Source organism: Paracoccus aurantiacus (assembly GCF_007993065.1).
Taxonomy (GTDB): domain Bacteria; phylum Pseudomonadota; class Alphaproteobacteria; order Rhodobacterales; family Rhodobacteraceae; genus Paracoccus; species Paracoccus aurantiacus.
Genome location: NZ_VOPL01000001.1, coordinates 261,474 through 274,079 on the forward strand (window position 1 = coordinate 261,474; position 12,606 = coordinate 274,079).

The 12,606-nt window shown below is 62.2% G+C and carries 11 protein-coding genes; 7 read left to right on the forward strand and 4 right to left on the reverse strand.

All coding sequences use genetic code 11. The features are described 5' to 3' along the window. Positions 1–136: 136 nt before the first annotated feature. The 7 genes from FQV27_RS01300 to FQV27_RS01330 all read left to right on the forward strand — a co-directional run bounded on the left by FQV27_RS01300 (position 137) and on the right by FQV27_RS01330 (position 7,932). On the forward strand, positions 137–895 hold the full coding sequence (locus FQV27_RS01300) for a DeoR/GlpR family DNA-binding transcription regulator (protein WP_147095994.1): 759 nt from the start codon (positions 137–139) through the stop codon (positions 893–895). Between the two features lie 81 nt (positions 896–976). Next, on the forward strand, positions 977–1,489 hold the full coding sequence (locus FQV27_RS01305; RefSeq protein ID WP_147095997.1) for a TRAP transporter small permease subunit: 513 nt from the start codon (positions 977–979) through the stop codon (positions 1,487–1,489). Then, the gene (locus FQV27_RS01310) at positions 1,486–2,823 is read left to right on the forward strand and encodes a TRAP transporter large permease (RefSeq protein WP_147095999.1); all 1,338 of its coding nucleotides are present in this window, start codon (positions 1,486–1,488) and stop codon (positions 2,821–2,823) included. The genes FQV27_RS01305 and FQV27_RS01310 overlap by 4 nt, the downstream gene beginning before the upstream one ends. A gap of 91 nt (positions 2,824–2,914) precedes the next feature. Beyond that, on the forward strand, positions 2,915–3,955 hold the full coding sequence (locus FQV27_RS01315; RefSeq protein WP_222611663.1) for a twin-arginine translocation signal domain-containing protein: 1,041 nt from the start codon (positions 2,915–2,917) through the stop codon (positions 3,953–3,955). 52 nt (positions 3,956–4,007) lie between these two features. After that, positions 4,008–5,369, forward strand: coding sequence for a glutamine synthetase family protein (locus tag FQV27_RS01320; RefSeq protein WP_147096004.1), 1,362 nt, complete (start codon positions 4,008–4,010; stop codon positions 5,367–5,369). Between the two features lie 11 nt (positions 5,370–5,380). After that, positions 5,381–6,769: an aldehyde dehydrogenase family protein gene (locus FQV27_RS01325; protein ID WP_147096005.1), complete on the forward strand. Its 1,389-nt coding sequence runs from the start codon at positions 5,381–5,383 to the stop codon at positions 6,767–6,769. Then, complete coding sequence (locus FQV27_RS01330; RefSeq protein ID WP_147096008.1) at positions 6,766–7,932, forward strand: iron-containing alcohol dehydrogenase; 1,167 nt, start codon at positions 6,766–6,768, stop codon at positions 7,930–7,932. Before FQV27_RS01325 ends, FQV27_RS01330 begins: the two co-directional genes overlap by 4 nt. A 49-nt stretch (positions 7,933–7,981) precedes the next feature. On the opposite strand, the gene FQV27_RS01335 is transcribed toward FQV27_RS01330, so the two are convergent. From FQV27_RS01335 to FQV27_RS01350, 4 genes are all read right to left on the reverse strand, one after another. Beyond that, a complete protein-coding gene (locus FQV27_RS01335) occupies positions 7,982–9,409 on the reverse strand; it encodes an APC family permease (RefSeq protein WP_147096010.1) in 1,428 nt (475 codons plus the stop codon). Positions 9,410–9,675: 266 nt separating this feature from the next. Further along, a complete protein-coding gene (locus FQV27_RS01340) occupies positions 9,676–11,202 on the reverse strand; it encodes a tripartite tricarboxylate transporter permease (protein WP_147096012.1) in 1,527 nt (508 codons plus the stop codon). A 3-nt stretch (positions 11,203–11,205) separates the two neighbouring features. Next, the gene (locus FQV27_RS01345) at positions 11,206–11,649 is read right to left on the reverse strand and encodes a tripartite tricarboxylate transporter TctB family protein (protein WP_222611649.1); all 444 of its coding nucleotides are present in this window, start codon (positions 11,647–11,649) and stop codon (positions 11,206–11,208) included. Further along, complete coding sequence (locus FQV27_RS01350) at positions 11,646–12,605, reverse strand: Bug family tripartite tricarboxylate transporter substrate binding protein (protein WP_147096014.1); 960 nt, start codon at positions 12,603–12,605, stop codon at positions 11,646–11,648. Before FQV27_RS01350 ends, FQV27_RS01345 begins: the two co-directional genes overlap by 4 nt. Position 12,606 lies beyond the last annotated feature (1 nt).

Sequence of the window (12,606 nt, forward strand, 5' to 3'; positions counted from 1 at the left end):
GTTCAGCCATGAAATGACCAAACGGGCAACATGGCGTAACGATATGTGGATTTATGCTGCCTGCCCCCGTGGAAAGTCCAGAAATTTGTTGACATGGGCATCCTTGGCGGCTTGGCTTTCAACAAAGGGAAGGCAGATGAAGCCGCGCGACAGACGTTTGCAGATCGAGGGGATTATCCGGAACGAAGGCTCGGCCAGTGTCGAAGCCCTCGCGCGCCGGTTCAATGTCTCGACCGAAACGATCCGCCGCGATCTGTTCGTGCTTGCCGGGGCCGGGCGGGTGATGAAGGTGCATGGCGGCGCGCGCAGCGCCCGCCTTCTGGCAGAGCCGAGCATGGGCGTCCGCAGCACCCGCGCTGGCGAGGAGAAGTCGCAGATCGGGCGTCGCCTTGCCGACGCGATTGAACCGGGCGCGACCCTGTTCATCGACACCGGATCGACGACCCTCGCTGCCGCCCCCGCACTTGCCCGGATTTCGGGGCTGACGATCATCACGAATTCCTGCCGTCTGGCCGATGCGCTGGCGCAGGCGAATTCGAATGCTGCGGTCTATCTGCTGGGCGGCCGGTATGGGGGCGATAACGCGCAGACAGTTGGCCCCGCCGTCATCACCCAGATATCGGGCTTTCAGGCCGATCATTGCGTTTTGACCGTCGCGGCGTTCGCGAGTGAGATCGGCGCAATGGACGCCAGTCAGGAAGAGGCCGAAATCGCGCGCGCGATGCTCGCCAATGCCCAGAACCTGATCGTTCTGGCCGATAGCAGCAAGCTCGATCGCCGTGCCGCCTTCACCGTCTGTCCGACGGTGAAGGTATCCCTGCTGATTACCGATGATGGTATAACCGCACAGACGCGCGAGAAGCTGATCGCGCAGAAGGTCACGGTCTGGACCTGAGGCGGCCCGAATGCGCGGCCGGGCGAGACCGGGGTGAGATGACAAACCGGCGTCAGGCCGGAAGAATGACGGGGGAGGTGGATGCCGAACTGGGTCCGAAGCTATGTGCGCGTTATCGACCGCATCAGTGACTGGGCGGGCTGGCTGGCCGCGTCGCTGATTTTCGTGATGGTGGCGACGCTGCTTATGGATGCGGTCACGCGCAACGTCCTGAATATCCCCGTCCATTGGGCGATCGAACTGACGCAGTTCACGCTGGCCGCCTATTACTTCCTTGGCGGGCCGTTCACGCTGAAGAATGACGATCATGTTCGGATGGATCTGCTGTATGCCAGCCTGTCCGAACGTGGCAAGGCGCGGCTGGATCTGGTGACGATCTGGTGCCTGATCTTCTATCTGTGCGTGATGCTGGCCGGGTCGATCAGCAGCCTGCAATACGCGATTGCCACGAATGAGAAGCGGTTTTCGATGTGGAACCCTTCGGTCATTCCGATCAAGTCGCTGATGGTGGTCTGTCTGGTGCTGATGCTGCTGCAGGCTTTCTCGTTGGTGTTCAAGCATGTCGCCGTGCTGCGCGGGAGGCCGATTGAATGAGTTACGAGTCCATTGCCCTTCTGATGTTCGCATCCATGGTGCTGCTGCTGGTCAGCGGGCAGCGGGTCTTTGCCGCCATCGGCTTTGTCGCATCAGGCGCGGCGCTGCTGCTGTATGGGCAGGGCGCGATAGAGCTGCCGTTCAATCAGGTGTTCAAGCTGTTCAACTGGTACGCGATGCTGACGCTGCCGATGTTCATTTACATGGGCTATGTGCTGTCGGAATCGGGTATCGCCGAAGACCTGTACAAGATGTTGCATGTCTGGTTCGGACGGGTGCGCGGCGGGCTGGCGGTGGGGACGATCCTGCTGATGGTCATCATCTCGGCCATGAACGGGCTGTCGGTCGCGGGCATGGCCATCGGTGCCACGATTGCGCTGCCGGAAATGCTGCGCCGTGGCTATGACAAGATCCTGATCTCTGGCGTGGTGCAGGGCGGATCGTCGCTTGGCATCCTGATCCCGCCCTCGGTCGTAATGGTGCTTTACGGCATGATCGCGCGCCAGCCGGTATCGAAGCTGTGGTTCGCCGGGCTGGTGCCGGGGCTGATCATGGCGGCGATGTTCGTGATCTATATCCTTGTCCGCGCGCGCATGAACCCCAGCCTTGCCCCCGTCGTGGACGAGGCGGAACTGAATATGCCCCTGTCGGAAAAGCTGGCACTGGCGCGGGCGGGCATCATCCCCTTCCTGATCTTCTTCCTGATGACCGGGCTGTTCGTGATGGGCTATACCTCGCTTGTCGAAAGCTCTGCCGTGGGGGCCACCGCCGCGACATTGGCGGCGCTGCTAAAGGGACGCTTCACATGGCGGCTGATCAAGGAAACCTCGCTGAAGACGCTTTCAGTCAGCTGCATGTTCCTGTGGCTGATCCTTGCGGCCCTGGCATTCGGGGCGGTTTTCGACGGCCTTGGCGCGGTGCGGGCGATTGAAAACCTGTTCCTGAATACGTGGGACCTCGGCCCCTGGCAGGTGCTTATCATGATGCAGCTGTCGTTCATCCTGATGGGCATTTTTCTGGATGATACCGCCATGCTGGTTATCGTCGCCCCCCTGTATATCCCGCTGGTCGGCACACTGGATCTGGGCTTTGACAACCAGTTGATCTGGTTCGGGGTGCTTTACACGATCACCTGCCAGATTGCGTATATCACGCCGCCTTTCGGGTATAATCTGTTCCTGATGCGCTCGCTCGCGCCGAAGGAAATCACGCTGATCGACATCTACCGGTCAATCTGGCCCTTCGCGCTGATGATGGTCGTGACCATCGTGCTGGTGATGATCTGGCCGCAGATCGCCCTGTGGCTGCCCGAGCATATGAATGTGAGAGGCTGAGCGCATCACCCCATCAAGCCCCGGCAAGAGGGCATAACCCAACAGAGAGGATACCATGACGAAGAAGCTGATAACCCCGTCCGAAAAGATCCTGTCCAGCAGGCGCAAGTTCCTGCAAACGGCTGGGATCGGTGCTGCGGCATCCACGCTGGCCGCACCCGCAGTGCTGGCGCAGGGCGGCCCGATCAAGTGGCGCCTGCAGACCTATTCCGGCGCGCCCCTGGGTGCCCATGTCATCAAGCCGCAGATCGACGCCTTCAACGCCGCCGCCAATGGCGAGATGGAGATCGAGCTTTACTATGCCGACCAGCTTGTCCCCACCGCCGATCTGTTCCGCGCGCTACAGAACGGCACCATCGACGCCGTGCAGTCGGACGAGGCGACGATGGCCTCGCCCGTCGATATCGCGGTCTTTGGGGGGTATTTCCCCTTTGCCACCCGCTTCAGTTTGGATGTGCCAGCCCTGTTCAACTATTATGGTCTGAACGAGATCTGGGCCGAAGCTTATGGCGAGGTCGATAACGTCACCTGGCTGTCATCGGGCGCATGGGACCCGCTGCATATCTTCACCGTCGACAAACCGATCAAAAGCCTTGCCGACATGCAGGGGCTGCGAGTCTTTGGCGTGCCGACCGCCGGGCGCTTCCTGTCTCGCTATGGTCTGATCCCGGTGACGATCCCGTGGGATAACGTCGAGGTTGCCATGCAGACCGGCGAGCTTGACGGTGTGGCATGGTGCGGTTTCACCGAAGCCTACGAGGTCGGCTGGGCCGATGTCTGCAACTATGCGCTGACGAACTCGGTCACGGGCGCGTGGTTCGGCAGCTATTTCGCCAATACGGCAAGCTGGGACAAGGTGCCCGCGCATCTGCAGCAACTGTTCCGTTCGACCATCGACCAGTCCCATTACTATCGCAACGTCTGGTATTGGGGCGGCGAGGCCAAGCTGCGGGTCGAGGGCGAGAAGATGGAACTGACCAGCCTTCCGGCCGAGGAATGGGATCAGGTCGTCACCGATGCCCAAGGTTTCTGGGACGAAGTGGCCGGGTCCAGCGAACGTGCGGGCCGCGTCGTGCAGGCGTTCAAGGACTATGCCGCGAATATGGAAAAGGCGGGCTACCCCTACCGCTAATATCCTTGCCGGGTGCGGCCGTCGCGCCCGGCTTTCCTGACCGGAGAACAAGATGCCCGCAAACCTGACGCTCGACGCCCTGAAAGCCGCATGGGATGCGGGCGAGATCGACACCGTGGCCGTCGCCCTGATCGACATGCAGGGCCGCATGATGGGCAAGCGCTTCCACGTCCAGCACTTCCTTGATGCGCATGACGAAACCCATTGCTGCAACTATCTGTTGGCGACGGATTACGAGATGTTCACCGTCCCCGGCTATCAGGCCAGCAGTTGGGAAAAGGGCTATGGCGATTACGTCATGCGCCCTGATCTGTCCACGCTGCGCCGCCTGCCATGGGCGCCCGGCACGGCACTTTGCATGGCCGATCTGCTGGACCATCACAGCCATGAACCCGTCCCCCACGCGCCCCGCAATGTGCTGGCGCGTCAGGTCGCCCGCGCCCGCGAGATGGGGTTCGAACCGATGATGGCGACCGAGCTTGAGTTCTTCATGTTCGAGGAAAGCTTCAAGGACCTGTTCGATCAGGGTTATCAGGGCATGACGCCCTCGGCCCGGTTCAACGTGGATTATGCGCTGACCGAAACCTCGGGGGATGAGGTGGTGATGCGCGCCCTGCGCAACGGGCTTTATGCCGCCGGCGTCCCCGTCGAATGCAGCAAGGGCGAAGCCGAACGGGGCCAACACGAAATCAACGCGCGGTATTCGGATGCTCTGGATGCAGCCGATATGCATATTCTTATCAAGGCGGCGACGAAGGATATTGCGCGGGCTGCCGGGCGGTCGGCGACCTTCATGGCGAAATACAACCACGACAAGGTCGGCAGTTCGTCCCATGTCCATCAATCGCTGGCGAAGGACGGCCAGAACGTCTTTGTCGATGAGGCCGACGATCTGGGCATGTCGGATGTGATGAAATCCTATGTCGCGGGGCAATTGGCACATGCGTCTGCAATCACCCTTTTCCTTGCGCCTAACATCAACAGCTACAAACGCTTCGTCGCAGGCACCTTCGCCCCTACCCGCACGGTGTGGAGCGTGGATAACCGCACCGCCGGTTTCCGTCTGTGCGGCGAAAACACCAAGGGCGTCCGCATCGAATGCCGGATCGGCGGTGCCGATCTGAACCCCTATATGGCCTGCGCGGCGCTGCTGGCGGCGGGTCTGGACGGGATCGAAAAGGGCATGACCCTTGGCCCCGCCTTCGCGGGCGATCTGTACCAGTCGAAGGACGCGCCGGAAATCCCGCGCACGCTTGGCGGGGCGGCGCAGGCGGCAATGGAATCGGACATGCTGAAAGCTGCCTTCGGTGCGGATGTGGTTGAACACTATCACCGCGCAGCACTTTGGGAGATAGAAGAGCAGAATCGCGTTGTCACCGATTGGGAGGTGATGCGCGGGTTCGAACGGTCTTAGGGAACATCAAGATGTCAGGACAAATCCAACTGGTCTCGCCGGTCGATGGCAAGGTCTATGTCACCCGCGACGTGCTGTCGCCGGATGCCGCGCGCGATGCCGTGGCCCGCGCCAAGGCCGCGCAGCCGGAATGGGCCGCACGGCCCCTGGACGAACGCATCAAGCTGGTCGTGGCAGGCATCGACGCGCTGATCGCGATGAACGACGACATCGTGCCCGAACTCGCCCGGATGATGGGCCGCCCCGTCCGCTACGGCGGCGAAATGGGCGGCGTGCGCGAACGCACCGACTATCTGGCGCGCACCGCCGCCGATGTGCTCGCCCCCGATGTGGTCGAAGACAGCGGCGATTTCCGCCGCGAGTTGCGGCGCGTCCCGGTGGGCGTCGTCTTCGTGATCGCGCCTTGGAACTATCCATTCCTGACGGCGATCAACACGATTGTACCTGCGCTGATTGCAGGGAACGCTGTCATCCTGAAACATGCCAGCCAGACCCTTCTGGCGGGCGAACGGCTGGCAGAGGCCATGCACAAGGCGGGCGTCCCCGCCGATGTGTTCCAGAATGTCGTGCTGGATCATGCGACGACCGAGGCGCTGATTGCCGAACGCAACTTCGGCTTTGTGAACTTCACCGGATCGGTCGGCGGCGGTCGCGCCATTGAACGCGCAGCCGCGGGTGGCTTTACCGGAACCGGGCTGGAACTGGGCGGCAAAGACCCCGGCTATGTCGCCGAGGATGCCGATCTGGATGCGGCGGTGAACGGGCTGATGGACGGGGCGATGTTCAATTCCGGCCAGTGCTGCTGCGGGATCGAACGGATCTATGTCCATGAAAGCCTGTATGACGATTTCGTTGCCAAGGCCGCCGATTGGGCGCGCACCCTGAAACTGGGCGATCCGACCGACCCGGCAACCACCATGGGACCGATGGCAAATACCCGTTTCGCCAAGGTCGTCCGCGATCAGGTGGCCGAGGCCGTGGCGGCAGGCGCCCGCCCACTGATCGACGCGGGCGAATTTCCGGCGGATGACGGCGGCGCATATCTGGCCCCGCAGGTGCTGGTCGATGTGACCCACGATATGCGGGTGATGCGCGAGGAAAGCTTCGGTCCGGTCGTCGGTATCATGCCAGTCAAGGACGACGCAGAAGCCATCGCGCTGATGAATGACAGCGACTACGGGTTGACGGCATCCATCTGGACGGCCGATCCCGACCGCGCGGCGGAAATCGGCAACCAGCTTGAGACCGGCACCGTCTTCATGAACCGCTGCGATTATCTGGACCCGGCCCTTTGCTGGACCGGCGTCAAGGATACGGGCCGGGGCGCCAGCCTGTCCTCGCTTGGGTTTCACGCCGTCACGCGGCCCAAATCCTTCCATCTGAAAAAGGTGACACAATGAGCCTGCGCGCCAACTGGTCCTATCCGACCGCCATCAAATTCGGCGCGGGCCGCATTGCCGAACTGCCCGAACAATGCCGCGCGGCGGGCATCAGGAAGCCGCTGCTGGTCACCGACCGCGCACTTGCAACCCTGCCGATCACCGCGCAGGTTCTGGAAATGCTGGACGCGGCGGGCCTTGGCCGGGCGATGTTTGCCGAGGTCGATCCGAACCCCAACGAAGGCAATATGGAAGCCGGCCTGACCGCCTATCGCGACGGTGGCCATGACGGGGTGATCTGCTTTGGCGGCGGCTCTGCGCTGGATCTGGGCAAGATGATCGCGCTGATGATCGACCAACCTGTCAGCGTCTGGGATCTGGAAGATATCGGCGACTGGTGGACCCGCGCCAATCCCGACACCATCGCGCCCATCATCGCAGTGCCGACGACCGCAGGCACCGGGTCAGAGGTCGGGCGCGCAGGCGTGCTGACCAACAGCGCGACGCATAAGAAGAAGATCATCTTCCACCCGAAACTGCTGCCCACCGTCACCATCTGCGACCCCGAACTGACCGTCGGCATGCCCCGCGCCATTACTGCAGGCACCGGCATGGACGCCTTCGCCCATTGTCTGGAGGCTTACAGCAGCCCATTCTACCACCCGATGAGCCAAGGCATCGCGCTGGAAGGGCTGCGGCTCGTGAACGAGAACCTGCCCCGCGCCTATGCCGAACCGACCGATCTTGAAGCCCGCGCCAATATGATGAGCGCGGCGGCCATGGGGGCCGTCGCCTTCCAGAAGGGCCTGGGCGCGATCCACAGCCTCAGCCATCCGGTCGGCGCGGTTTACGGCACGCATCATGGCACGACGAATGCCGTGGTCATGCCGATGGTGCTGGATTTCAACCGCCCCGCAATTGAAGACCACATCGCCCGCGCGGCGGATTACCTTGGCATCAAGGGCGGCTTTGACGGCTTCTATGCCCGCGTGCTGGAACTGCGCACGCTTCTGGACATCCCGCAAAACCTGACCGCCATGGGGGTCGAGGACAGCCGTCTTGACGATCTGACCGCCATGGCGCTGGAAGACCCGTCCTGCGGCGGCAACCCCATCGAGATGACGCGCGAGAATACCCGCGCGCTGTTCGAGGCCGCCATGCAGAATCCGCGCGGCACCGGCTGAAGCGGCAGCAGCGAGACGGATGCCGCCGCATCGCGGGTGGCGGCTGTTCCTATTCGGCCGGCATCTCTGCGGTGTCGGTATGCCCGGTCGCGATTTCCGCTGCGATCATCGCGTCCGAGGCACCGGGGTGGCGAATTCTGCTCCACAGATAGAAACACAGGCCAAGGATCGACCAGCCACCGACGATGGCCCATTCATAGGGCCAGACGAGCGCGGCGGGGCTGCCGGGCATGTAAAGAACGATGATGCCAAGCGCGAGGATCAGCGCCCCCCAGCCGACAAGGCTGCCGTTCGCAACACGAAACGGGCGCGGCATGTCAGGCTCTCGGTGACGCAGCACGAGGAATGCGCCCGCGACCGCCGCATATGCAACGACGATGCCAAGCCCGCCCGCATCGACCAGCCAGACAAGGGCCTGCCGGCCGAACAGAGGCGCGATGATGGACAGCGCGCCGACCATGAGGATCGCGTTCACCGGGGTCTTGTATCTGGGATGCAGCTTGGCAAGAAACGGCGGCAGCATTTTGGCGTGGGCCATGGCATAGATTGCCCGGCTGCCGCCGATCAGGAAAGCGTTCCAGCTTGTGATGATGCCGCCAATTCCGGCAAGGATCAGCAGCTTGCCCGCCCAAGGCGACCCGAAAGCCGCGCTCATCGCATCGACCGTCGGAAGGTTTGCAGCCGAAGATTCCTCGGCCGAAAGCGCCAGCGAAACCGCAAGGACGATCCCCATATACCACGCCACCGCCATCAGCACCGAGATAATCAGAATGCGCCCGATCTGCTTGTAGGGCAGGTTGATCTCTTCCGCCGCCTGCGGGATCACGTCGAAGCCCACGAACATGAACGGGGTCATGATCAGCACGGCGAGGATGCCTTTGTAGCCGTCGGCGAAAAGCGGCTCCATATGTGCGCTCTCACCGCTGAAAAACGAGCCGGTGACGAGCATGATTCCGACGACAAGGATCAACAGCGTAACGACCTTTTGCAGCAGCGCCGATGACTTGATCCCGGTGATGTTCACCCATGTCATCACAACCGCCCCCGCAACGCCAACGGCGGCCCAGGTGAAATAGACGTCCCAGCCGGCGACGCTCCACATCAGGCCACGCTTGTAGCCGGGGAAAAGTTCCTCGATCACCGTTGGCAAGGCGACGGCCTCGAAGGCGACGACCGAAATATAGCCGAGGATGATCGCCCAGGTGCATATGAACGAACCCGTCATTCCGAAAGCCCGGTGGCTATAGACATGTTCGCCGCCGGTCAGGGGCATGGCGGCGGCGAGTTCGGCATAGGTCAGCCCGATCAGGACGACCGCGAAGCCCCCGATCGCGAAGGCCGCCATCGCACCGAGCGAGCCTGCCGAATTGACCCAGTCGCCCGCCAGAACGACCCAGCCCCAACCGATCATCGCGCCAAATGCGAGCGCGAGAACCTCTTTTGAATCCAATACTCTGTCGAAATTTTTGTCAGCCATGACACCCTCATGTCCAATTTGTGGCGTAGCCGGTCTTGAAACGCGTCTTACTGAGAAATAACCGCAGATAATTTTCTGTCCCGGCATGAATCATAGTGTCCGAACGATCAAAGACGCACAGAAAATGCCGCGTCGCAGTCGCATGCCCGTGGCGCGTTGCCGTTACGGCACGCTCGTGCATCCCGCCGGGGCGGACAAGCGGCTTGGGATAGGGAACGGAACAAGGCCCCGCGCGGGGCGGGGCCTTCGGGGCGGGCGTTCCGCCCTCAGTCCTCGTTCAGTGACGGATCGGTTTCCGGCAGTGGCGGCTTTTTCAGCAGCCGGCGCAGGAAGATCGGTGCAACGAAACCAAGGATCGCAGCGATCCACAGACCAATCGCGATGGGGGTCGAGAAAAGATAGGTCCAGTCCCCGTTCGACAGCACCATCGCGCGCCGCAGGTTATCCTCCATCGCATTGCCCAGCAGGATGCCAAGGATCACTGGAACCGTCGGCATGTCCAGCTTGCGCATCACATAGCCAAGGACACCGAAGCCGACCATCATCAGCATGTCGAAGCTGGAACCTGTCAACGAGTAGATGCCGACAAAGGCGATCATGGTCACGCCCGGCAGAAGAACCCATGCCGGCACCGACAGGATATGCACGAAGACCTTCACCATCGGCACGTTCATCAGCAGCAGCACGACGTTCGCGATCAGAAGCGAGGCGATCAGCGACCAGACGATCTCGGGGCGTTCGCTGAACAGCAGCGGACCCGGCGTGATGTTCAGCGTCAGCAACAGGGCCAGCAGCACAGCGGTCGTGCCCGATCCCGGAACGCCAAGCGTCAGCATCGGGACAAGCGCGCCACCTGCGGCGGCATTGTTCCCTGCCTCGGGTGCGGCGACGCCTTTCGGGTTTCCCTTGCCGAAGCTGTCCTTGTCACGCGCGACCGATTTCTCGGCCATATAGGCCAGGAAGGAGCCAAGCGAGGCACCCGCGCCCGGCAGGACGCCTGCGACGAAGCCGATGCCCGTGCCGCGCATCATCGCCCCGAAAGTGCGCTTCAGCATCTTCCAGGGGATCGTCAGCTTGCCCAGTTTCACACCGATGGCACTGTCCTTGCCATGCGTCTCGATGAAGAAGAACACCTCGGCAACGGCGAACAGGCCGACAATCGCGACGAGAAAGTCGATACCGTCCTGCAGATGCAGTTCGCCAAAGGTGAACCGCGGCATCCCGGTCGACTTGTCCAGCCCGACCATCGCCAGCGCCAGACCTATGGCCGCCGACATCGCGGCCTTGGCCTGGTTGTTCGATCCCATTCCGCCAAGCGTGCAGAAGGCCAGCATGTAGAGCGCGAAATATTCTGCCGGGCCGAACTTGTAGGCAACGCCCGCAAGGTAAGGTGCAAAGATCATCAGCCCGATTGTGGCAAGGAAAGAGCCCGCGAAGGATGCCACACCCGACACGACAAGCGCCTCGCCCGCGAGGCCCTGGCGCGCCATGGGATAGCCGTCCAGCGTCGTCATCATCGCAGGCTCATCGCCCGGAATGTTCAGCAGAATCGACGAAATCCGGCCACCATACATGGCCCCGTAATAGACCGAGGTCAGCAGGACGAGCGCGGAAATCGCATCAAGACCCATTGAAAAGGAAATCGGAATAAGCAGTGCCACGCCATTCGACGGGCCAAGACCGGGCAGGGCGCCGATGATCGTTCCGACGAAAGCACCGATCACCGCGAGCAAAAGCGTAAAAGGCGTGAACGCGATGCCGAAGCCCATCGCGAGATTTGAAAGCATTTCCATGATCTAGAACCCCCAGCCAACGGGAAAACCGCGCAGGCTCAACCCGAGGATCAGGCGGAACATCACCCACAGCCCGATGCCGAGCCCGACACCCGTGATCGCGGAACGCATGGGGTTGCCGCCGATCTGCCAGCTGAGGATGCCCGATGCGATTGCGGTGGGGATGATGAAGCCAAGCGGCGTGATCGCGTAGGCATATGCAATCAGCACAACAAGCGCGAGGCCGAGTTGCAGGACCATCGGTCCGGCGGGCCATTCCGCTTCGGGATCGGGGCGCAGGACCATCACCAACGCGCTGACGATCATCACGGTGGCGATCATGTAGGGGAACAGGCGCGGCCCGACAGGATCTGACATGAAGCTGGTCTGGATGCCATGCGCGCTGAGGATATACCCCAGCGCGATGACGATCATGACCGCTCCGAAGATGCGGTCGCCACGGATCATTGCAGCAACCCGATCTCTTTGGCGATGCCCTGGATTTCGGCAACGTTCTCGGCAACGAATTTCTCGAAATCGGCGCCGTAGACGTTATAGGGGGCAAGGCCGTTGGCGGCCATTTCCTGCTTCCACTGCTCGCTGTCGCCGACCTGCTTCAGCCAGTCCACCCACTTGTTGTAATCTTCGTCGCTGATGCCTTTCGGAACGTAGATGCCACGCCAGTTCATCGCGGTGATGTCGATGCCCTGTTCCTTTGCGGTCGGCACATCCTCGAACCCCGCAATGCGCTCGTCAGCCAGAACGGCCAGCGGGCGGACATCGCCGGATTTGATGAAGCCGGTGATCTCGGAAAGGTCGCCGGTCATCGCCTGCGCAAAGCCGCCGACAGTCTGCGTGATCGCGTCAGCACCGCCGTCAAGACCGATATACTTGACCGCGCGCGCATCGCTGAAGCCGGCCTTGTCCAGCATCATCAGCACCTTGAGGTGGTCAAAGCCCCCGACGGCAGAGCCGCCGGCAAATGCGACCTTTGACGGGTCCGCCTTCACGGCATCGACCAGATCGGTCAGGCTTTGGAATTCACTGTCCTTGCCGACGACGATCACGCCCGGATCGCCGGCGATCGAGCCGACCCAGCGGACCTGATCGGCGGTGGCGCCGGCAAAGGCGTTTTCAGCCAGGCGGGTCGTGGTGGCCGAGGATGCCGCGACGAAGACCGTCGGGTCATCATTGCGATCCGCGACGATCTGCGAATAGGCGACGCCGCCGCCTGCGCCGGTCACGTTGGTGACCTGCACCATGTTCGGCACCAGCTTCAGTTCCGTCATGATGCGGCCGATCTGGCGGCAGGTGAAGTCCCAGCCGCCGCCCGGATTTGCGGGGGCGATGCATTCTTCTGCCATCGCGGGTGCTGCGGCCGTCATCATCAGCGCGGCAATGGCCGCGCGGCTCCAGTTATTCATG